This is a genomic window from Desulfovulcanus sp., from assembly GCF_982781345.1.
On sequence record NZ_CEYAEZ010000012.1, the window covers coordinates 16,825 to 39,730 of the forward strand.

Genomic DNA, 22,906 nt, shown 5'->3' on the forward strand with positions numbered 1-22,906 from the left:
AAAGTTTAAGGTTTATAGGCTTGTCCGAGTTTTATACACTTACTCAGCCCTCCAACCCTCTTACGTCCCAATTCTGCAGACAAGTATAAATCTTTTCTCCTGAGCCTTTGGCCTTAATGTCCATTTTTCTGCCTTTAGTGCAATAAGAAAGAGATATAAGGACATAATCTTCTGGCCAAAGGTCTTCGGGCAGGTATTCGCTCCACTCCATGAGAATAAAATATTGACCGGAATAGAGATATTCTTCCATCCCCTCATCAAGACCACAAGTTTGAAGACGGTATAAATCAAAGTGGGCTACTTCAGGCTCGGTAGGGTAAATATTGACAATATTAAAGCTAGGGCTGCTAACTTCTGCTTCATCTCCATGAGGTAGGCTGGCAACAATCCCTCTGATGATTGTAGTTTTTCCCACGCCTAGTTCGCCCTGAAACAAGAGAGGGGGGAAACAATTTTCCTGGCAAAGGCAAGATGCAAGTGCTTGCCCGAATTTAAGGGCCTGTTCCGGCGAGTCAAGAATCAGCTTCATTTTCTCTGGTGAATAAGGTAGCAAGGACATCCTCCTTGCCCACCACACCTATAAGTTTGCCGTTATCTACTACTGGCAGGGTATGGAATTTTTTTTCAGCCATGAGTTGAGCAATTTCTTCCAGAGCGGTATCCGGGTCAATAGTTTGGGGATCAGGAGTCATGGCCTGTTTTACTTTTACCGCAGCCATCTTTTGTAGCTCTTTCTCGACCTGGGACAGAGAGGAAAGGGGAAAGAAACCATCTAAGATGGTGAATATGGAGGGGAGAGGGAACTTTTTTTGCATGGCTACCAGGTCGCTTTGACAGAGTATGCCCACTACATTCATTTCTTTATCCACCACAGGCAACCCATTGATATGTTTGGAAAGTAAAATTTTTACTGCTTCAGCAATATCTGTCTCTGGATAGACAACAATGGGATTGGTGGTCATTATGTCTTTAGCCTTGATCATTTTTAGCCTCCGCTAAGGTTTGAGGCAAGATGTGGGCAATTTCCTGGGCTAGATTTCCTCGATATGGAAAATCTGTTTTAAGTTTTTTACCGGCCAAACCGTGCCAGTAAACAGCAATAGAACAGGCATCCAGGGCTGAAAATCCCTGGCCCAAAAGAGAGCCAATCATTCCTGCCAGTATATCTCCTGAGCCACCGAGAGCCAGATTGGGGGTTGCAAAAGGAGAAATTAAAATGGGTGAGCTAGGACTGGAAATAATAGTTGCGGCACCTTTTAAGACCAGGTTGGTCTTAAATTTTTGCGTGAATTCGCGGGCAAATCTGGCCCGATGGCGATTGATTTCAGCAGCCTCCGTGTTAAAAAAGCGGGCCATCTCTCCAGGGTGGGGAGTGAAAATGACTTCATCTAGGGTATGGATTTTGTCGAATAGTTCCGGATGGTTGGCAAAGAAATATAAGGAGTCAGCATCAAAAATGGTTTTAGGATGGGTTATGCTTAAATATTTTTTCAAAAAGTCCAAAGCGCCTGAAGTTCGTCCCAGACCAGGGCCGAAGACCACGGCGTCAAACTTAAAAAAGTTTTCTTCTACGTTTTTAATGCATGTTTCATCCCAATCTTTTCCCTCTCCCAGAGGCAAAGTCATAATATCCGGCCAACTGCATTTAACTTCATGGGCCAAGTCTTTGGGGCAGCCAATAGTCACCAGGCCAGCACCAGAACGGATGGCCCCTAAAGCAGCCAGCAGAGGCGCTCCGGTTAGTCCGGAAGAGCCGCCTAAAATTAAGACATGACCTGCTTCGCCTTTGTGCATAGTGCTTTTGGGCTCTTTGACCATATCCAGGACTTTAGTTGTCAGAGCGTAGTGGGTACAGGGATGCTCTTTTTTTATTTTTTTGGGGATACCTATTTTCCCAACGACAAGTTCGCCCACAAATGGCTTGGCAGGTGGAAGAAATAGGCCAAGCTTGGCTTCTTCAAAGGTGATAGTAGCATGAGCCTCCACGGCTATAGGACTTGGTTTTCCCGTTAACCCGTCTATGCCTGACGGGATATCCAGAGAGAGTATAAAGCCGTCCTGCCCCAGTTTATTGATGGCCTTGATCCAGGAGATATAGTCCTCTCGTAGTTGTCCGGAAAAACCTGTTCCCAACAAACCATCAACTATGATATCAACTTTATTTATGAAGTCCATGTGATATTCGGGCAAATGCATGAGATGGATGCCCATTTTTTGGATTAAAGACAGGTGATATCCTGCTGTACCAGTGTACTCTTTTTGTCGCCTGGTGTGCAGAACCATTGTTTTCACTTCATGGTTATGTAAATGCCGGGCCAAGGCAAAGGCGTCTCCTCCATTGTTACCAGATCCGGCAAATATAAGAGCTGTTTTTCCTTTGAGAGAACCGAGTTTTTGTTTGAGAAGATTCAATGCTTCGCGACTGGCATTTTCCATTAAAATTTCTGGGAGTAAACCAAACTCTTCCATGCAAAGTCGGTCCCATTGGGCCATTTCTGAAGGAGTTGGCAGGGGTTTGTACATAGTATCTTCTCCGAAAAAAATGTTAAAAGTTTGGAGTTTAGACATACATGCAATCTCAGCAGCGGCAGAGTGCATAGGCTTTAAAAGATGCGCCTGCAAAAACTACATTTTTGCAGACTTTGTTCAAAATCCAAGGTTCAATGTTTTCCAACAGTTATGCGCTAAGAATTTTGTAAAAAAGTCAGTTTTTTGGTTTTTACAGTAACATCTTAAAATGTTAAATTGTTTTAACGTGTTAACTTAATCAATATATTGTCTGAGTTATAAAGTTTAGTTTTTTGTTGTTACACTATCCTCTTGAACTAATAAAGCCGGTCAAACAAACTTTTCATCCCTCTAAAATGACAACAGCCGCGGCTGTGTTACGGCTATGGGTGATTGATAAATGTACTTTTTTACAACCCAGGGATAGGGCTTTTTTGTAGGCCGGGCCAATAAAATATAAATGTGGCTGACCGGATTTTGAGGATTTTATTTCCAGATGTTGAAAGGTAATCCCCTGAGCAAAACCTGTTCCCAAAGCCTTGACGCCAGCTTCTTTTGCTGCGAAACGCGAAGCTAAGTAGGAGATAGGGTTTTGAGGTAGATTTTCTATTTCCTTTGGTGTAAGAATTTTATGTACTAACCGATCTTTAAATTTGGCATAACTATGAGATATGCGGTCAATTTCAACTATATCTAGCCCTAGCCCAAGTATCATGTGTTTAGACCTGATTACGATACGAATTGACTAATGATATTTACCATTTGTTGTACAGCCTTGAACATACCGACAAAAACAGCCCTGGAAATAATGCTGTGACCAATAGAGTATTCACTGATCCCTGGTACTTTGGCAAAGGCTAAAATGTTGTGATAATTTAGACCATGTCCAAGATTGACTTTGAGCCCCAGCTCTCTCGCAAATTCGATGCCTGCAACAATTTTTTTAAACTCATTTTGTTGAACTTCCGTGTTTTGGGCATCTGCATAATGACCGGTATGGATTTCTATGTATTCGGTACCAATTTTGGCCGCGGCCTCTATCTGCTCTTTTTCAGCGTCTATAAACAAGCTGGTTTTTATCCCCTTGGCCTTGATTGGTGCTAGGAAGTCTTTTAGTTCCCCTTCACGACCCAGGCAGTTTAAACCTCCTTCGGTTGTCAACTCCTGGCGTTTTTCCGGAACCAAGCAGACCATGTGAGGAACAGTGTGTAAAGCGATTTTTTGCATTTCTTCAGTGGCTGCCATTTCCAGGTGCAGGTTGGTCTTCAAGGTTGTTTTTAAAAGCTCAACATCTTTGTCCTGGATATGACGCCGGTCTTCGCGCAGGTGAACAATAATGCCATGGGCTCCAGCCAGTTCAGCTAGATGTGCCCCGGTGACAGGGTCTGGCTCTTTGCCTAGCCTAGCCTGACGCAAAGTAGCTATATGGTCGACATTGACAACTAGAACAGGCATAAGTGATTCTCCTTAACGTATGAAAACTTTGTATCTCGCCCATGAATGATGAAAAGTCAAGTAAGTCAATCAATGTGTCTACGATGAGATCAAACTTCAGGCTTTGATGATTTGATGAGTGATAGTTGGATGTGTCAGTAATGAGAAGAAATTACCAGGTCAACTTTCCGTGTTAAAAGACGGGCAGATTTTCTTTGTTAGCAATAAAGAAAAAGTGTTTTTTGAAAATGCTGTAATATCAATGAGTTGAACACGTCGGAAAGTTGAGTTACTAAAAGATAAAATGTAGATTATAATTGAAAAAAAGAATATAATTCCTTCTACCGGCAATAAAACTCGCCTCTACTGCAGGGCCTTTAATAAAGGTTCTTATGCAAGTCTCGGTAAGACAATGTATGGTTCTGCGACCCAGATGAACATTGGAATTGAGCTTGATTAAAGATAGTTTCTACTGAAATTTTACCTAACCTCCCGCCAGGAGGTCATGCTTACGGTGTATAATAATTTATTACCCACGTTATTCAGTGCCTGGCTGCTGTAACGGATTTTGGCATTTCCCCTAAGCTCCACTTCAGAATCGGCAACATTGTTGCCAGCCACCACAACTGCGCCAAACAGATAGGCGTTCCCTTTCCCTAGATCCAGGTCCCAGGTACCAACATCCCAGGTTTTGTTTAAGACGATAATCAATCCCTCAAAATGAAAAGTTCCTTGAAATGTTGCACCCTCCTCCACGATCAATATGCCTGCCCCGTCCACGCTGCCCGCGAACTTTGTGTCGTCTGTTACATAGGTGATCTGAGGATCGTCTCGCGTTCCAAGGGTCAGGGAACCAGCTATGGTTGGTGTACCGTTGATAGTATTATCGGCCAGAGGAATAAGCTCATTTGCAAAATCTTGCCAGTCTGTTGCCGTCATGTTCCCTCCGCCTGTCTTTACGGGCGGGTCGCCATATACATTTTGTTTCCCTCCCGAGTCATACACGTTGCTAAGCGTGGGGGTAGTGTTTTCGGTATATAAGCCGGGCTTTGCAGGTTTGCTAGTAAGTGTTCCCGCGCAATTTGCACCTGAACAGTAAAAATTGGCCGGCGGGTCATAATCACGGCCATCTACAAAATTTTTGTGTGCACCGCTGCCGGCGAAATGGATGGTCGAGTTAGAGCCATAGACCCCCATGGCCCCATCCGGAGGGGGAAGCGTATGGGAGGTTTTTTGAAAAACTACCCGGATGACTGCCTTGGCTCCCTGGGGGCCTCTGCCTGTACTTGTAAAGCTGTAGTTAGTACCGTTTTTAGATATGGCCGAAATGGTAAAATCATAACCGTTCGGCACTGTATAGGTTGGGGTTACAGAAGTGTTGTCTGTTACGGGGAGGGGAAAAGTTTTATTGTTAATCTGGGCCAGAGTGTACTGGACGCCTGCTTCGGCATTAAAAAAAGCCGTTTTCTGAGCCTTGTCGCTAGCGGCGATTTGGGTTTCTGTTCTACTGATGTTGGTGGCGGATATGCCGATAATAATAAGTAATGCCATTACCAAAAGGGAGACTATGAGGATGTAACCTTTTTCATTTTTTTTAAAATGACTTGATGATTCTTTCTTCATATGCCCCCCCGTCCCTATTAATTATGGCGCTTTAATACAATTAAAGGAGACGCGTCTTGATTTCCCACCGTCTGTCCAGGTCACAATGACCCTTATGTTTTTGGTATTAGGTACCGGTGAATCCAGCGCGACGTTCCAGGAAATACTGTATTGGCCTTGAGTTATATTGAAATCTGCCTGTGCATCGGTTTTGTCCAGGCCGGTAGTACCGTCTCCGTTCCTGTCATTTAATAAGGGATCGTTATATGGTAAGGTCGTCAGGAATTCCAGCTGGCTTGCAGCCAATGCGCTGGCCTCGGTGATACCGCGGCTAATGGCGTTGTTTTTGACGGCAGTAGTCTGCATGCCGCCAACGGCCAGAATGCCAATGACAAGTATCGTCATGGCTATTAAAACCTCTATCAGGGAGAGACCTTTTTGACTTTTTTTATTCATAACCCATTAAAGACCCATGTTCCGACAATGTACGATCCCGGTAAGAAGGCGCCGACGGAATTTGTCATTAGGAGTTATGACCTGATTGCCGATCACGTACGTATTTGTGTTCTGAAAATCCGGGTCCTCCTTGTCTGCCTTGGCCAGAATCCAAATCCTGACCGCCCGGATCCGGTCAAGGGCAACTGGACTTATAGGAGAGTTGTCGAAGATACTGTAATCCAGATTGCCATCGTTGTTAGTATCTATTGCCCAAATGACATCATTGGACGAGTTGATTTCCAAATTACCGTCGAGGTCTTTGTCATAAGCATAGGCCAGGCCAAAGTACTCTATGTTTTCGGCTAGCAATTGCCGTCCGCTGCCGTCGTCCCTTGCCAAATCAAGATTACTATCACTATCGAAATCATACAGGGAATAGGAGATGGTTTCATTTGAGTCGACATTGCCGTTGTCGTTCATATCACTGGTGAACTTGATGAAGTTGAATGCAGCGTTAGTTATACCGAAGTTTCCGCTACCTGTCGGATCATACCCTGCCATCCTGATCTCCATGCTCATTATGTCCATGGCCGCCCTTAGGTTCTGCTGCATCTCAGCGACCTGTTCCTGAACGTGATAGTTTTTGTGCTGCCACTGAAATGCCGAGTATATCGCGGTTAGAAGGACCCCGGATATGGCTATCACGACAAGGAGCTCTATCAAGGTGAAACCATTATTTGATTTAAAATGATAGATTTTACTCATCTCTTTTACTTTATTTTTGTTTTGAACCGAAGATTTGAATTGCGTTATTTATTATCTCTATAGACGCAGATCATTCCCAATCGGTTCCGTTCCAGCTTCTTAAGACAATTGCCCCTGAAGACCTTGCGCCTATGGCGACGGCGTCATTGTTGTTGTTTGAAAGATAACAATAGCCATTAAAGCCAGATAGAAGTCCCCTTGCGTTAAATACGGCCACGTTATTAGTAAAGGTAACATGGTCGCCCCAAATTGTGTTGTGTGCTACATCAAATGCGGCGTTTCCATGGCCATAACCTACTCCACTTTGATAATCATCTAAGTTGACTGTTTCCTGTACGGTATTGTCACTATGTGTAGCCCAGTTATTGTCTGGGCCCTTGTCTGAACAAATGAAGTAACGGTTATTGGGAACATCAAATACTATGGCCCACTCCTTACTTTCCCGGACAGCGTTCAATCTGATTTTTTGCATATTTGACAACAGGTCCCTTGCCGCCGACTCTAACCGGTGGCGGGGAAACCAACTGAGAATATTTGGCACGGCAATGGCGGTCAGGATGCCCATGATGGCAATGACGACTGCCATCTCAATAAAGGTAATTCCCGCCTGGTGAATAAGATTATGAGAAAGACGGTGTTTCATTCTTTTTCCCATGTTTACAGTTGGTTTATTGTAGCCCGGAGTTAAAAATATAAGCCATCGAAGCTTTGTCAGCTTTGTAAAGTTTGTAGAACCTACCTGTATTTACCTCCTTAATATTTTACGCATTGGTATTTCGAGAATTTATAATTAAAGCCCGAACGCTCGTCTGGTTCCTATTTTTCGCTATGTTTTTATATTAAAATATATATTCATATTTAGTGTTGAGTCAACTAGAAAGTAAAGAATTAATTAAAGGGCCGAATCTACTTGTAGTTACTCCGGCTTAGTTGAAACATCGCGGTTTCAAGAGATGAGAACAGCGGTTCTTATGTTGAGGGAGTGTCAGTGGTCACGCAAAAAGGAAGAACCAGAATTCAGGGCGGATCACAGCTGGCTGCACTTGGGTCGAGTAGTTGAGTGTTGAGTGGGGTTATTTTAATGTTGGATGTTTAATGCTTAATGTTGAATGAAAAAGAAGAGAAAAGGGCGTATTGAAGAGGAAGCTCTGAAGTTGAGAAGATGAGAACTTAGGTGGGGTGGGTTGGTTAGGCGAGTGAGGTGAGTAGGAGAGTAGGTGAAGAGAGAAAACAATCAGCAGATGCAATGCCAAAATTAAGGCTTCTCAAAAATCAGTGCAAATAGCGGATGCGTCCTTTGGTATAGTGTTCTTTCCTTCTTATTTCTTCTTCCCCGGTAGCTTAGATGTTGATATTATTGCCAAATCTCCCGCCAGCTCTGCAGGATCACTCTGTTGCCGGGTGGGGCGGTAAAATTTCCATCACCAATCTGGATGACCTGGTTGTCTATGGTGGTCAGGTAGATATGTTTTCTGTCCACGTAAGGGGCGCCGCGGCTTTTCCTTATGCTGATGGACTCGACTAAACCGTCATCGGTGACCCATCCTCCGGAGCCATCCGCTAAATTAAGGTTATACAAGTAGCCGGTCCCCATTTTATCATTGGCCGGGTCGTGGCTTTCCATCGTGCCAGTGGCTGTGGATATATAAATATGCTTGGCGGCAACAGTGGGCGAGGACCATACTTTTTCTCCCACCCCGGTATCCTTCTCCCATAACAAGGTGCCGGCGCCAGCCAAGGCCGGATCCCTGGGGTCCGGATCCGGATTTTTGTCCGTGGCGTCTATGGCCAGAATTTTATACCGTTCATTATCGTCCGCCCAGTCTGCGCCGCCGGTGCCGAAGATTACTACCACGGGGTTAAAGCGGGTAACTGCCGGTGACACCGAGATAGGCTTGCCCACGCCGGCGTCCCAAAGGGGAACCTGTTTGTCAGCATATTCAGGGTATTTAAAATCGTCATAAGTACCGTTAGGGTTGAGTCTATGACCTACATAGTAACCTACACCGTCGGGTTTCCGTTCATATTGGCCGGGATTTAGTTCATTCTTAAATTCCCAGTTGGACTCCCACAAGGTGTTGAGTTCCCACATCCTGCCTTCCATGTCTCCCACATAAAGTCGATCCGCAAAAGTATCACCATCAATGTCAAAAAGGCTTATGGCCCCGGGGATGTCATTTATTGCGCTTTGGTAGTCTTGAGAAAAGCGCCACAATTTTTTGCCGGTTTTCAAGTCATAGGCAAAAATACTGATTCCCCCGTGTTCTTCTGCAATTTTTGCATAGCCCGTAGCTACAAAAACCACCCATTTTGTTTCGTAAGCATAGGGCATCTTGCTCTTTTCGTTCAGGACTATTTTGCCGGGATCGTCTATATACTTAACAGGCCATTTCACCTTGCCAATAGCGGCGCGATACGCGTGTCCCATGCCACCTCCGGGATCTTCTTGGTCGGTGACTTCCCAAAGCACCTTCACATCGTCAGGATTAGTAACATCAAGGGCAAAGAGGTATCTGCCTCCCATGCCCTCGGGGCACACGAGGATGGTGCGCCATTCCTTGTCACCGTCGTTGTCATGATCGTAGTAGATATCTCTGACCGTTGGTGATGCGTCTACAGCGGCAAAGTCCGGGAATGCATAGGGATCGGTTCGGTCATTTTTGAGTTTGCCAAGCAGGTTTCTCGGAATATAGGCCCATTTTTCCTTGCCGGTTTTGGTCTCAATGGCATGCAGCATGCCGTAGAGGTCCCCAACATAGGCTATCTCTTCCCTGTCTTTGTTGGTACGGCTGTTGGGTCCAACAATCGCCGGAGCTGAATGCATGATCCCGCCTAGTTTATTCCCTCTTACTCTGTTGATGAGTTGGATTTCATCTGTGTCGTTGCCGCCTTCGGCCGGCGTTTTTGGCGTGAGATTGAGAAGCGCTCTGAGTTCCTCAATATGGCTTGCATCAAAGCCTATCCGGGACCAGGTACCATCTCTTTCCTGTCTGGCCGTAAATATCTGCCGGGTATCTGAATCTTTGATATGATCAGCAGTATCCCATATGGCTTCCTCGGGGTTGGCGCTATCCTTCCTCACATCATAGCAGCGAAAGTGCCCTTTAAAGCTAGGATATTCGAAGCTTCCTTGGTATAAATAAGGGAATGATGTTATGGGTGTTGCGCGTGTGTATTCTTGTTTAGTGAGCATGTACTTGATGTCAAAAAGGGTGTTGAGAACATACCGGACTCCGGCGATGTTTTTCCAGGAGCAGTCGTCGTTATAGGTACAAATGGCGGATTCGCCGCCAGTTGTACCTATGGTGAAATTTGCGGTTAGCTCAACGCCGGATGAGACCCCTCTTTTGTCATTGTAAAGTTCATAATCGGTTTTAGTATCGGTAATCTTTTTGAGAGTCTGAGAAGTATCGCCGCCGTTCCAGAAAAGAGTGATGGAATCCACGGTGATGGTGCTATCCCCTTTATTCCTGAAGGTTACTTCGGTGAGCCTCTTATTTTTTACCGAGGCAGTGGTAAGATCAAGCTCCAGAGGGCTGCCGGCCTTGGCAGTGAGTTCGTTTTTGTTGAAAGTTACCGTGCTGTTGGAGACGCCATTATATTTGACCACGAGAGTGAAACTTTCATTGCTGATATTCTTGTTAAACTCAAAATCGAGGCGGTGGATCTCCGGTTCAGGATTTACATCTTCGCTGACATTTCTTTTGCACGCGGCATACTTATGGCCACCCAGATAAACCACATAACCATAATCACGATTGCCGTAAGCATAACCGCCAACGTAGTAGTCCCATCCAGTATTGTCTATTGTAAAACGGGTTACCGTATTCCTGTAAACGCTGGGATTACTCTCTGTAACTTTATCTTCGTCCCAATTACTTGGTGGGTCGCCGACGTTAGAGTACGGGTCGCCATATACAAAGGGGCGCCAGTTGTGCAGATGGCCGCCTTCAGGCACAAACGGAAAGTCGCCGATCTGAGAGTAGGGAAGAGACTTATCGTTATAGATTATATCCTCCGCTTTATTGGTGCCGCCGTTATGACCAAAACCCTTGGTGCTGAGAAAGCGGCCGTTTTTGCTGTGTTCGAAGGTTTCAATGGAAGCACACTCGGCAAGCATGCCCTTCCCGGCCAGGAGGAATTTTTTTATATTGGCAACAATTTCTTCCACGTCGGAAACGCCATCTCCATCCGCGTCTTCTGAATAGCTATTATAACCCTCCCAGTGTGGTGCCCAGAGAAAATCATAATCTTTTAGTTGCAGAATACCGTCCCTGATTTGATTTGGCGTCACTACCTCATAGATATCCGTACAGATGCCGGCCAGCCGCAGATAGGATTCCAGAATGGCGGCGTTGCCTCCTTTCTCGCTGCTGTCCATCAAGGCGATTTTTGGCAGTGCACCCTCCATCTTTCGGTAGACAGGGGCTTTGAATGGCACTTGAGCTTCGTGCACCTCGACTGCTGCCCAGCCGTCCTGGTTGATAACCTCCTTGGCTTTCTCCGCATCTGAGCCATCCACTATAAATGGGGCGCCGATGTATGTAATTTTTTTGGGGTTGTCGCCAGGCTTAAAGGTAAGATTGGTGGTTCCGCCTTTATGGTCATAAAGTTTGACCACCGCCTTGTCTTTTTCCAGAGAGAGGTCCTCGATCACGACGTCAGTGCCGTTGATCTCGGTTTTTTCAGTGTTAATTATCCAGTATATCGAGACTCCGGCCTTCAGCAAGTATAAGGTCAGGCCGTATGCTTCCAGTATGCCGCCGTCAGTGTCTGGTTGGTAAAAACTATCCATGGGGATGATGAGAGAACCGGCCGGAAAATTGTGTTCCACGGCCAGTGCCCGCAGTGGAAGGCAGAACAGAGAAATTATCGTAATAAAAATGCGGACTTTGTTCTTCATAATTACAGCTCCTGATGCTACTTGCCCAGGGCCCAGCGCTTTTTGTTACCAGCGCTGGTTTGTTGTTGTCACTGCAGAGACTTCGTTTTTTGCCTGGCCTGTATTCTCTGCTCCGTAACGTTCCTGTGGGGCTTCATCCGCAGCACCAATGTAACGCACTCGGGCCTGGATTTTGGTCTGCGCGTTTTGGTATGAGGTAGCGGTGGAGATAAGAATAACGGTATTGTCAGTATCCACCAGTGGGTCACCGTCCAGGTCATTGTTGTCAACAACTCGCAGAGTATAGGTAGCGCCGTTTACATTACGCCCGTTAGGATTGAGCTTATCAATTACATCGTTTAAGGTGTTACTACCCCCATATGGCCCGGCAAGACCCTTCCTGGCAAGGAGATTGTCCCAGTTGCCGCTATCGGCTTTTTTGAGAATGTAAAGCGCTGCACGGCCAGCTTCAATACCCGCGTCAGCGGCGCAGAAGACAGTTTTATACGTTTTATCACTTCCGGCTATCCGAGTTTCTACTCTACTAGTTTTATTGGCGGTTATGCCGATAATAAGAAGTAATGTCATTATCAAAAGGGCGAGCACAAATACAAAGCCCCTTTCTTCTTTTTTAAACGATATTAAATTTTTCATCTTCTATTCTCCCTTCCCGATTAATTGTCCGCTTTAATGTAATCAATGGAGACCTGTCTTGATTTTCCGTTCCCTGTCCAGGTTACAATGACTCTTACGCTTTTGGTATTATTCATTGGCGAATTAGTCGCGACGTTCCAGGAGATGGTGTATTTACTTTGGGTTCTCTGGTGATCTGCACTCGCCCCGATTTTGTCCAGGCCAGTGGTGCCGTCACCGTGCGTATCGTTTAATAGTGGGTCGTTATATGGTAACGCCGCCAGCAACTCTATCTGGCCCGCGGCCAATACACTGGCTTCTGTGATGTCGCTGGCAATAGCGTTGCTCTTGACGGCGGTAGTCTGCATCCCGCCGACGGCCAGGATGCCAATGACGAGTATTGTCAAGGCCATTAATGACTCTATCATGGAGAGACCTTTCTGACTTTCTTTATTCATGATCCACTAAAGCCCCATGTTCCGACATTGTACGAACGTGGTAAGAAGTCGTCGACGGTATTTATCATTACGTGTTATGATTTGATTGCCGACCACGTACGTATTCGTGTTCTGAAAATCCGGGTCCTGCTCGCCTGTCTTGGACAGGATCCAGATCCTGACCGCACGTATCCGGACAATGGCAACAGATGTGGTAGAATACTCCAGTTTACCATCGTTGTTTTTATCAATTGCCCATATAATATCATTGGAAGCGTTGGTTTCCAGTTCACCATCACGGTCATCGTCATAGGCATAGGCCAGGACAAATGAGTCTATGTTCTCAGCCAGTAATTGCCGGCCGCTACCTCCGATTTTTCTTGCCAGATCAAGATTATTATCATTATCGTAATCATATATGGAATAGGAGATAATTTCATTTGAGTCGACAGTGCCGTCGCCATCCAAATCAGTAGTAAATGTGATGGCGCTGAATCCTGAAGAGTTAAGGTTGCCGTTAAGGTCGTAGCGCCTGACATCTGTTATGCCAAATTTTCCGCTATTTCTCGGGTCATAGCCTGCCATTCTGATCTCCCTGACCATTATGTCTATGGCCGCCCGCAGATTCTGCTGCATCTCAGCGACCTCTTCCTGGATGTGGTAGCTTTTGTGCTGCCATTGAAAAGCCGAGTATGTTGCGGTTAGGAGAATTCCGGATATAGCTATAACGACAAGAAGCTCTATCAGGGTGAAACCATTGTTTGATTTATAATGGTTGATTTTGTTCATTTATTTACTTCAATAATTTTGACTTGAATTGCGTCATTTATTCTCGAGTTGAGCGCAGCGCATGCCCAAGTAGTCTCTGGCCCATTTTTAAACACGATCACTTTTGCCGAAGCGATTCTCGCTAGGTAATTTTACTTATAGTAATAACTGATTTTTATTCTTTTTTTCTATACTTATAGATGCAACTGCAAAAATTAAAAATTTACAATTTTGGCAAAAAATATCCTATAACCCGTTTAAATAATTCAACATTCATAATTCAAAATTCAACATTGCCTGCAAAAAGGGACTTTTTGCAGGTGCATCCTTATAACTGATTCGTTGTTTACGAAGACATTAAAAATTTAATTTGTAAATATTTCTAATCATTACAAGATTTATATTTAGGAAAAAATGTATATTGACATGTAACTAATATTTTACACGATTAAGTTTTAAGTATTTTGATTCTAAAAATTTATTAAGTTTATTAATCTAGCATGTTTTTATTATCATAATACACATATTTTATGTTAAAAGTCAACTAAACATTAAAAATGAGAAGATATTTGTTAGTTATTTGTACTCATTAATGCAGGTTTAAAAGTTTTAATAAAGGCAGGTGGTTAGTATTTATTTTTAGTTGTTTGTATTTTGGTTTAAGTAATGCCATAAGATTGTAGTTGGTTAATAAGTTAGGCTGAAGGTCTTGAAGTACCGCTTAAAGATTTAAAAATTAATTGGGACTTAAGCGGACATTAGTGATTGTGGCCAGAGCATGTCGCTAATTCGAGGGAAGTTGCGGCTGTCCTCGTATTAGAGGAATGGGCGGGATAGATGTGTTCTATCGAACAAGGATTTGTTTGTGCAAACTTTCTTAGTTATACTTGGCTTTATTTTTTCGATTTTTGTTGATACACGTTTTATATACGATACCGGTCAGCGCTAATAAGTGTATTTTTCTAACAGATTAGGTGACAATGTGACTGTGGTTAATCTTGCTTATATGAGGTTTTTTGGGTAGTTGCCGGTTAATAAAGAATTTGTGTAGGTTTTCGGGTGTTTGGTTCCCTAACCAGGCTATAAGCTTAGGCTCAAGTAAAATTTTATTGTTTCTAAATTGAGTGATTTTTTGTAGTTTAAAGTTTGAGATTGCCACGGGCAGCTTCGCTGCCCTCGCAATGACAGAATAAACGCTAAATCATTGCGAGAAGCGTAAACCTTGACCCAATTTTACCCATAGGGTGTAAATCGCTGGCTCAAAATGTAGTTTTGCACCAATGTGTCGAAACCACACAATTTAATATAAAACTAAATTATTAAAAATCACTCAACTTGGGTTGATATAAAAAATCAAGTAAGAAAAATTTTACACTCAGGAAAATACTATCATGGATACTAACAGTGCTATTTTGCGTGGAGTCATTTTGGGCGGTTCTATTGGGTTAATTGCCGGGTGGACAGGTATGCACGCTGGCCGTGCTTTGGCTTTAGGGATTCTATGTGGGCTCCTGGCCGGATTGACCAAATTTTTTATGGACAAAAAGAAAAATAAATAGGTGAACCCTAAGCCATAATAGACTAAACGCTCAGGCTTTCCCTCTGACATCCATTATGTGGCTAGCATCTATAAAAACTTGCCTGTAATCGAGTGGGGATTGTTCTTGATCTCTTCGGGTGTTCCCTGGGCCACGATCTGGCCTCCGTTTTCACCTCCTCCAGGGCCTAAATCAAGGACATAATCAGCGCACGCGACCACATCCAGGTTATGTTCAATAATGACAACAGAAGCCCCTTTATCCACCAGTTGATTTAAGACGTGGATCAGCTTGCCTACTTCATCCATATGCAGGCCTGTGGTCGGTTCATCCAGGATGTACAGCGTTCCGGGCAGGCTTCGTTTGCTAAGTTCTCTGGATAATTTTATGCGTTGGGCCTCACCGCCGGAGAGTGTGGTTGCGGCTTGCCCCAGTTTTAAATATTCCAGGCCGACCTGTTCCAGGATGCCTAATTTGCGTTCCAGGATGGAATAATGGCTGAAGAATTTTTTGGCCTGGTGCACTGTAAGGTCTAACACTTGGGCGATGTTCAGTCCTTTATATTCAATATCCAGGGTTTCGCGATTGTACCTCTTGCCTTTACAGACCTCACAGGTAACAAAGACATCGGGCAGAAAATGCATTTCTACCCGGATCTGGCCGTCGCCCTGACAGGCTTCACATCGACCTCCCCGGACATTAAAGCTGAACCTGCCCGGTTTATACCCACGTTTCCTGGCCTCTTTGGTTCCGGCAAAAATTTTGCGAATTTCATCAAAGATTTTGGTGTATGTAGCCGGATTGGACCTGGGGGTCCGGCCAATAGGTGTCTGGTCGATGGCAATGATCTTTTCAATCTTTTCCTGGCCTTCAATACCTTTGATAACTCCCGGGTTTTCTACCTTGATCCCTTTTGCCATAGCCAGGTGTTTATACAATGTATCCATGACCAGAGAACTTTTACCCGAGCCTGAAACTCCGGTTACAACCACCAGACAACCGAGTGGAATCCGGCAATCAATATTTTTCAGATTGTTGGTCTGAACGCCTTTGAGCAGAAGATAATCCTTAGGCGTTCTTCTTACTTGTGGCTTTTTGATTTTAAGCTCACCGCGCATATATTTGCCGGTCAGTGAATGTTCACACTTTAATAATCCCTCTACATCCCCGCTATAAACCAGGTCTCCACCCAGGGCTCCTGAACCGGGGCCAAGCTCCAGAACATGGTCTGCGGCCCGAATCGTTGATTCATCGTGTTCCACCACCAATACGGTATTGCCCCTGCTTTGCAGTTCGCGCAGAGTCCTGAGCAGCCGGTAGTTGTCCCTGGGGTGCAGACCAATGCTTGGTTCATCCAGGACATAGGTAACCCCGACCAGCCCCGAGCCCAATTGGCTGGCAAGCCTTATGCGCTGGGCCTCACCGCCGGACAGAGTGGACATGTTGCGCGATAAACTCAAGTAATCCAGGCCTACATTGACCAGAAATTCCAGCCTGTGTTTTAGCTCCCTGGTCAATGGGGCAGCGATCTTGTTTTGTACTCCGGAAAATTTCAGTTTTTTTAGCCACTCAAGTGCACGGGCAATAGACAGATTAGTGAAGTCAAAGATATTTAAGTCCTGGACAAACACGGCCAGGGCTTCTGGTCTAAGCCTTGCTCCTTTACAATCCGGACACGGTCTTGTCTGCCGAAAACGAGCCAGTTCGTCCCGCCAGATACGGCCCAGGTGATAGCCCTGTTCAAGCAAAACTATTACTCCTGGCCAGGATAAGGGAGCATGACCGTAAAAAAGGGCATCCAATGCTTCTTGGGAAAATTCTTGCAATGGCGTATCCAGGGTAAAGCCAAACTTCCGGCCTAGTTGCTCAAGGCTTTGTACGTAGCGGTCAAAGATTTTTGGCCGTTTCCAGGGAATTATGGCCCCTTGAGCAAGGCTCAGGCCCTTGTTCGGTGCGATAAGGTCAGGTTCGAAATAGTCCACGCTGCCAAGACCAGAGCATGTGGTACAGGCACCCTGCGGGCTATTAAAAGAGAAAAGTTGTGGGCTGGGCCTGGGTAAAGAAAGTTTACACCTGGGACAAACAGCTTGGGTGGAAAGCAATATGTCTTCCCCATCAACCAGGGAGAGAATCAGGCTGCCCTGACCATAATTTAAGGCCAGTTCAACAGAATCCGCCAATCTTTTGCGTAAATTTTCTTTCATGACCAGGCGGTCCACCACCAGTTCAATGGTATGGCGCTGGTTTTTATTTAACTCTGGCAGAGGGTCTAAAATGGTTATTTCTCCATTTATGCGTACGCGTACAAAACCCTGGCTTTTAAGTTTTTTTAGAAGCTCCTGATGGGTTCCTTTCTTGTTATTTACCAGAGGACTTAAGAGGAGAAATTTCGTTTTTTCTGGCAAGTCTAAAATGCGGTCGATGATTTCATCACTGGTTTGCGCGGAGATGGGCAGATGGCATTTTGGGCAAAAGGGCGTGCCCAGGCGGGCAAAAAACACGCGCAAAAAATCATAAATTTCAGTTGTTGTCCCTACTGTGGAGCGGGGGTTCCGGGAAACGGTCTGTTGCTCTAAAGAAATAGCAGGGGAGAGTCCTTCAATTTTATCCACAAGGGGTTTGTCTAATTGGGGCAAAAATTGACGAGCGTATGCGGACAGTGATTCCACATATCTTCTTTGCCCTTCAGCATAGATAATATCAAAAGCCAGCGTTGACTTTCCTGAACCGGACGGGCCGCAAATGACCACCAGTTTATTTCTGGGGATGTCCAGAGTCAGGTTTTTGAGATTATGATGCCTGGCGCCTTGAATATGTATGAATTTTGAGTCCATTTTTATTTTTAATGATTTTGTTGTTGTCTGGAAAAAAGGCTTATATTTTAGTCAGTTGGATAAAAGGTTGTTCGGTTTAATCCCTTGTCCGTTCATCCGCTTCTATTCAAAAGCAAAGCATAGCTGCTCGTCAACTAATTTTAACAAGTCTCCGATCATGATTCCCCGTCAAGTTTCTTCTAAAAAGTTGGTGTGTGATGGTGTTGGGGCACGGAGACTTTTGATACAGACTTGAGCTGGCATATATTAAAAGGTGTCTCCTCGTTTAGCCAAGGAATTGATTTTAACTTAATATTATCCATAAAAAATAAAAAAGTTATGGTGTGAAAAGGATAAAATATCTTTTTTAATTCGTTGATATGGTTGAAGTTTTTAGAGTTGAAGGATGTTTTTTATGATTGTTTGTTGACATTAGGTTAATGATTTGTGATTAAATTAAATACAAATTAAAAATAATGAGATAAAAATAAGATATACAAAAAGACAATTTTGGATAATTAATAAAGATTATTCGTTCATTGAAGATACGATTTGTCATTGTTGCAATGAATTGTGCTGTATGTTTTTAGTATAATCACGATTGATTTTCAACATGTAACAGCGAGAATATATAGGGGTAAATGAATATGGATAGTATTTATTCGGTTACAATACCATGGAATGAAACAGATAACCTTCCTCAGGATAAAGAGTACTGTATTGTAAAAGATAGGGAAAAACAAAAAACCTACAAGATTGGATTTCATGAATACGGGAAAATATATTCAATACCTGGACTTTATGAGTATCTGTTTTATGATAAGCTTCAATGTTGTTCACCTGAGAAGGTTTGTAGTCTTCTTGAACGTGCAATCAAAACTGAGTCTCTTGATATGAGTGATCTTTATGTATTAGACCTCGGTGCGGGAAATGGAATGGTTGGAGAACAGTTGCGCAATATAGGTGTCAAAACAGTATACGGAATTGATATAGAAAAATTCGCAGAAAAAGCGGTAAAAAGAGATCGTCCAACGGTATATAATGATTATTATGTGGCTGACCTTACGCGCTTACCTCAATCTCTGCGTGATGAGCTCAACAAAAAAAGATTTAATTGTTTAGTTGCGGTTGCAGCCTTGGGATTCAGTGTGCCTCCTGAAGTGCTTATCCAAGGAATAAACCTGCTCTCGACTCCAGGATGGGTTGCTTTCAATATTAAGGAAGGCTTCCTTTCAGGTGATGGTTTAACCGGATTTTATTTTTTAATACGAAATATGATAGAGAATGATATTCTTGATGTTCGCTTACAAGAAAGATATCAGCATAGATTATCAATTCAGGGTAAACCGCTTTACTATATTGCTATAGTAGGAAAGAAAAAAGCGAATATCCCAACTGAATGGTTAAGTAAGTTTAAATTGTGTATGTAAATACCATTTAAGAGCCTGTGCCGAACCTTGGATGCACCTTTAGTGGTCTATCTGCGACTTACGACATTTGGCATAAAAAAGAAATAGTTATTGAAAATGCGAATATTTAGTATAGAAAAAGACGGAAAATTTAAAGAATTTACCCACATACCTTTTCATATAAATTATGAAGAGGTCATTTTAGAAAAATGGCTTGAGAATAATCCAAATGAGATTCTTGAAAATAGTAAACTTTTAATCATCGGAAGACAGACAACAACTAATTTGGGAAGTATTATTGATTTACTTGGTATAGACAGACAAGGAAATATTGTTGTTCTTGAGCTTAAAAGGGATAGAACACCAAGAGAGACATTAGCACAAGCACTTGAATACGCATCATTTATTGAAGAATTAGATACAGAACAATTAGAAAAAATTCTTCAACATTATCTTAATGATGAGTCACTAAATTTAGCAGAATTTCATAGAGATTATTTTGAATTAAAATCAGATGAGGCAATATCTTTTAAAAATCAACGAATAGTAATTATTGGCCAAAATATAACTAGTGAAGTTAGACAGACTGCAACATTTTTGCGCATGAAAGGGATTCAGGTTACTTGTCTTGAATTTTCTTTTTTCCAGGCCGACGACCAAAAGAATTTATTATCATACAATATAGTTGTTGGAAAGGAACCAAAAAAAATAAGAGAGATTTTTTCAGGTTCATTACCGATAGTAACTAAAGAGGCTTTTCTGGAGTCTCTTGACGAAAATGGCAGAGATTTTTTTCAAAAAATATTACATTACTCAGATGAGAATGCTTTACTGATTCGTTGGGGGACAAAAGGTTTTTCAATGAATGTTGATAAGGAAGGTATTCATGTTCCCATATGTTATGGTTATCCCCCTGCGGCTGTCTTTAAACAAGCTATGTATACGGCTTTATTTGGTAGAGGTGGGTTTTCAAGCAAACTGGAAGTATCCGAAACTGTAACTCAAGAACTCTGGCAAGAAGCACAACATACTGGTTTGTTTCAATCCGCTGGTCATGAATTAAAAGTTCTTGTTAATCGGAAGTTTACAGAAGGGGAAATATCCTCAGTTATTGATTGGTTTGATAAGTTAATAAGGACTATTAAGACACATGAATTAAAATGAAAGATTTGTGTTAAACAACTATGTCAAGCTAACCGCCAAATTGGCTGCGTTTTTTGGTTCATACGCTGCGTTCAAGGGCGAGTTAGCTTGCTTGACCCTGAAAATTCAGGAGGCAAAGGTTCGGTTGCAAGATATGTAGCTCAGGCCCGGTCTGTGAAGCTTTGCTGAGGGTAATAGCTCTCTCCGGCGGTTTCATGTACCTACCTACTATAGCCTTAAACTGATTCCTGTTCAATTAGCCTTTAAAATAGGGACGGTTGAGCAAAGAAATAGCTGAATTGCTGGGTGTTTTACAATACACCGTCGAGACATACCGGGCGAATTTGAGAAAAAAGCTGGGCCTTAAAAATCAGAAAATCAATCTGTGTCTTTCACCACAAGGCTGACTATTTTCCTTCCCTATTTTTATCCAGTCCTTTCACTATTGAGCAGATAACATAAAAACAGGAGGTTGTCCCATGGCAGAGAAAGAGTTTAATGTCGAAGAAATGTCAATCCATAAAGATGCTCAGGCTATGTTGCTGAAAGCAAAGAAGGATGGGGTAGAAACAGCATGGGACAGGCTCCAGGCCCAGAGTCCCCATTGCAAATTCGGGGAAAGTGGCGTTTGCTGTAGAATCTGCATGATGGGCCCCTGTCGCATCGGTAAAAAGGCTGAACGGGGAGTCTGCGGAGCTAATGCCGATGTTATCGTTGCCCGCAACTTTGGCCGGTTTGTTGCCGGAGGATCAGCCGGACATTCTGACCACGGCCGTGACTGCATAGAGGCCCTTGAGGCTGTGGTCGAAAAAGAGACCGATGATTATACGATAACTGATACGCAAAAACTGTTGCGAATTGCCGATGAGTTGGGCATTGTCACGGAAGACAGGGACGTACTGGAAGTGGGCAAGGACCTTGTTGAAATATTTTTTGGCGATTTTGGCAGTCGCAAAAAAGAGCTCTCTTTTCTGTGCAGGCTTCCTGAAAAACAGAGGCAACTCTGGAAAAGATTGGGTATTACGCCGCGGGGAATTGACAGGGAAATTGCTGAGATGATGCACCGGACGCACATGGGATGCGATAATGACGCACTCAACACCCTGTTGCATTGCGCCAGGACTTGTTTGGCTGACGGCTGGGGTGGTTCCATGATTGCAACCGAGGTGTCTGATATGCTTTTCGGCACCCCGAAACCAAAGAGATCAAAGGTCAATCTTGGTGTTTTAAAAAAAGATCAGGTAAATATCCTTGTTCATGGACATAATCCCATTGTTTCGGAAAAAATTCTTGAGGCGGTGAATGATCCTGAACTTATTGCGCTTGCCAAAGAAAAAGGAGCTGCCGGAATCAACCTGGCCGGCTTATGTTGTACAGGTAACGAACTTTTGATGCGTCAAGGGGTTCCCATGGCCGGTAATCACCTGATGACCGAGCTTGCTATTGTTACCGGTGCAGTTGAACTCATTGTCGTAGATTATCAGTGCATCATGCCAAGTCTTGTTCAGGTCAGTAAATGTTATCATACCAAGATGGTGACGACCGCTGACAAGGCACGTTTTACCGGCGCGGACCACTATCGCTTTGAGATGTCAAATGCCAGGGAGCAGGCCAGAAAGGTAGTCAAACTCGCAATTGAGCGGTTTGAGCAGCGAGATCAAACACGGGTTGATATCCCTGTTGAACCGGTGGAAGTTATGACCGGTTTTTCCAACGAGGCCCTCATTGAGGCACTTGGTGGTTCTTTTACCCCGTTAATTGATGCCATCAAGGCGGGAAAAATACGGGGAATAGTCGGTATAGTCGGCTGCAACAATCCGAAATTCAAGCATGATTATTCTAATGTCACCCTGGCAAGGGAGCTCATTAAAAAAGATATTCTGGTGCTGGTAACCGGATGTGTGACCACAGCCCTTGGCAAGGTTGGCCTTCTTTTACCTGAAAGTATAGACCAGGCCGGTCCGGGTATTCGGGAAATATGTGGGTCCCTTGGCGTGCCGCCCGTCCTGCATGTGGGCAGCTGTGTGGACAATTCCAGGATATTGCAGGCATGTGCACTCATCGCCAATGAGTTGGGAGTGAGTATATCTGATCTTCCCGTAGGAGCCTCTTCGCCGGAATGGTATTCGGAAAAAGCGGCTGCCATTGCAACCTATGCGGTCGCTTCAGGAATTTATACCCATCTTGGTTTTCCACCCAATATACTCGGTTCAAAGGTTGTTACCGACCTTGTGCTTGAGGGCTTTGAAGATCTGGTGGGGGCCTGTTATCTAGTCGAACCTGATCCGGTCAAAGCGGCTCAGCTATTTGATGAACGAATCAAGAAGAAGAGAGTTGCTCTTGGCTTAACACCGTAACCTAAAAATTGTTATTTTATATTGCAATATTACAGGAAGGGTAGAAACTTGGAATTGTTTCTACCCTTTTTCTTTCGCAGAATACAAAAAATCGCCGAACCGGACACCCGATTCGGCCTCGGCTTACACCTTTTCCCGCATAGCTTGTATTCAGCTGCATCCATATCTGGCCGCCATAT

The 22,906-nt window shown here is 43.8% G+C and carries 19 protein-coding genes; 5 read left to right on the forward strand and 14 right to left on the reverse strand.

Features of this window, described 5'->3' with window-relative positions:
• Positions 1 to 43: 43 nt before the first annotated feature.
• The 13 genes from tsaE to AC3WVG_RS03405 all read right to left on the reverse strand — a co-directional run bounded on the left by tsaE (position 44) and on the right by AC3WVG_RS03405 (position 13,488).
• Entirely contained in the window at positions 44 to 559 is a 516-nt protein-coding gene (tsaE, locus tag AC3WVG_RS03345) for a tRNA (adenosine(37)-N6)-threonylcarbamoyltransferase complex ATPase subunit type 1 TsaE (protein WP_488796762.1), read from the reverse strand.
• Positions 513 to 983: a CBS domain-containing protein gene (locus AC3WVG_RS03350; protein WP_488796763.1), complete on the reverse strand. Its 471-nt coding sequence runs from the start codon at positions 981 to 983 to the stop codon at positions 513 to 515. The genes tsaE and AC3WVG_RS03350 overlap by 47 nt, the downstream gene beginning before the upstream one ends.
• Entirely contained in the window at positions 970 to 2,523 is a 1,554-nt protein-coding gene (locus tag AC3WVG_RS03355) for an NAD(P)H-hydrate dehydratase (protein WP_488796764.1), read from the reverse strand. Before AC3WVG_RS03355 ends, AC3WVG_RS03350 begins: the two co-directional genes overlap by 14 nt.
• 328 nt (positions 2,524 to 2,851) lie before the next feature.
• Positions 2,852 to 3,223 carry a holo-[acyl-carrier-protein] synthase gene (locus AC3WVG_RS03360; protein ID WP_488796765.1) on the reverse strand — a complete coding sequence of 124 codons (372 nt, stop codon included), beginning with the start codon at positions 3,221 to 3,223 and terminating at the stop codon, positions 2,852 to 2,854.
• A 14-nt stretch (positions 3,224 to 3,237) separates the two neighbouring features.
• Positions 3,238 to 3,963, reverse strand: coding sequence for a pyridoxine 5'-phosphate synthase (locus AC3WVG_RS03365; protein WP_488796766.1), 726 nt, complete (start codon positions 3,961 to 3,963; stop codon positions 3,238 to 3,240).
• A 459-nt stretch (positions 3,964 to 4,422) separates the two neighbouring features.
• Positions 4,423 to 5,565 carry a pilus assembly PilX family protein gene (locus AC3WVG_RS03370; RefSeq protein WP_488796767.1) on the reverse strand — a complete coding sequence of 381 codons (1,143 nt, stop codon included), beginning with the start codon at positions 5,563 to 5,565 and terminating at the stop codon, positions 4,423 to 4,425.
• Between the two features lie 21 nt (positions 5,566 to 5,586).
• Positions 5,587 to 6,000 carry a type IV pilus modification PilV family protein gene (locus AC3WVG_RS03375; protein ID WP_488796768.1) on the reverse strand — a complete coding sequence of 138 codons (414 nt, stop codon included), beginning with the start codon at positions 5,998 to 6,000 and terminating at the stop codon, positions 5,587 to 5,589.
• A gap of 6 nt (positions 6,001 to 6,006) precedes the next feature.
• A complete protein-coding gene (locus AC3WVG_RS03380; RefSeq protein WP_488796769.1) occupies positions 6,007 to 6,747 on the reverse strand; it encodes a PilW family protein in 741 nt (246 codons plus the stop codon).
• 70 nt (positions 6,748 to 6,817) lie between these two features.
• Positions 6,818 to 7,390, reverse strand: coding sequence for a pilus assembly FimT family protein (locus tag AC3WVG_RS03385; protein WP_488796770.1), 573 nt, complete (start codon positions 7,388 to 7,390; stop codon positions 6,818 to 6,820).
• A 711-nt stretch (positions 7,391 to 8,101) separates the two neighbouring features.
• Positions 8,102 to 11,650, reverse strand: a complete 3,549-nt coding sequence (locus AC3WVG_RS03390; protein WP_488796771.1) for a pilus assembly protein — start codon at positions 11,648 to 11,650, stop codon at positions 8,102 to 8,104.
• Between the two features lie 45 nt (positions 11,651 to 11,695).
• A complete protein-coding gene (locus tag AC3WVG_RS03395; protein WP_488796772.1) occupies positions 11,696 to 12,283 on the reverse strand; it encodes a PilX N-terminal domain-containing pilus assembly protein in 588 nt (195 codons plus the stop codon).
• A 20-nt stretch (positions 12,284 to 12,303) separates the two neighbouring features.
• Positions 12,304 to 12,720 carry a type IV pilus modification PilV family protein gene (locus AC3WVG_RS03400; RefSeq protein ID WP_488796773.1) on the reverse strand — a complete coding sequence of 139 codons (417 nt, stop codon included), beginning with the start codon at positions 12,718 to 12,720 and terminating at the stop codon, positions 12,304 to 12,306.
• Between the two features lie 6 nt (positions 12,721 to 12,726).
• Complete coding sequence (locus AC3WVG_RS03405) at positions 12,727 to 13,488, reverse strand: PilW family protein (RefSeq protein ID WP_488796774.1); 762 nt, start codon at positions 13,486 to 13,488, stop codon at positions 12,727 to 12,729.
• A gap of 1,370 nt (positions 13,489 to 14,858) precedes the next feature.
• On the opposite strand from AC3WVG_RS03405, the gene AC3WVG_RS03410 reads away from it, so the two are divergent.
• Complete coding sequence (locus AC3WVG_RS03410; RefSeq protein WP_488796775.1) at positions 14,859 to 15,026, forward strand: hypothetical protein; 168 nt, start codon at positions 14,859 to 14,861, stop codon at positions 15,024 to 15,026.
• A gap of 68 nt (positions 15,027 to 15,094) precedes the next feature.
• Here AC3WVG_RS03410 and uvrA read toward each other — a convergent pair whose 3' ends face one another.
• A complete protein-coding gene (uvrA, locus tag AC3WVG_RS03415) occupies positions 15,095 to 17,839 on the reverse strand; it encodes an excinuclease ABC subunit UvrA (RefSeq protein WP_488796776.1) in 2,745 nt (914 codons plus the stop codon).
• Positions 17,840 to 18,465: 626 nt separating this feature from the next.
• Between uvrA and AC3WVG_RS03420 the strand changes: the two genes are divergently transcribed.
• The 4 genes from AC3WVG_RS03420 (at position 18,466) to cooS (ending at position 22,727) form a co-directional block, all read left to right on the forward strand.
• On the forward strand, positions 18,466 to 19,248 hold the full coding sequence (locus AC3WVG_RS03420; protein WP_488796777.1) for a class I SAM-dependent DNA methyltransferase: 783 nt from the start codon (positions 18,466 to 18,468) through the stop codon (positions 19,246 to 19,248).
• A 96-nt stretch (positions 19,249 to 19,344) separates the two neighbouring features.
• Positions 19,345 to 20,391, forward strand: coding sequence for a hypothetical protein (locus tag AC3WVG_RS03425; protein WP_488796778.1), 1,047 nt, complete (start codon positions 19,345 to 19,347; stop codon positions 20,389 to 20,391).
• Between the two features lie 257 nt (positions 20,392 to 20,648).
• The gene (locus tag AC3WVG_RS03430) at positions 20,649 to 20,777 is read left to right on the forward strand and encodes a helix-turn-helix transcriptional regulator (protein ID WP_488796779.1); all 129 of its coding nucleotides are present in this window, start codon (positions 20,649 to 20,651) and stop codon (positions 20,775 to 20,777) included.
• 72 nt (positions 20,778 to 20,849) lie between these two features.
• On the forward strand, positions 20,850 to 22,727 hold the full coding sequence (cooS, locus tag AC3WVG_RS03435; protein WP_488796780.1) for an anaerobic carbon-monoxide dehydrogenase catalytic subunit: 1,878 nt from the start codon (positions 20,850 to 20,852) through the stop codon (positions 22,725 to 22,727).
• Positions 22,728 to 22,906 lie beyond the last annotated feature (179 nt).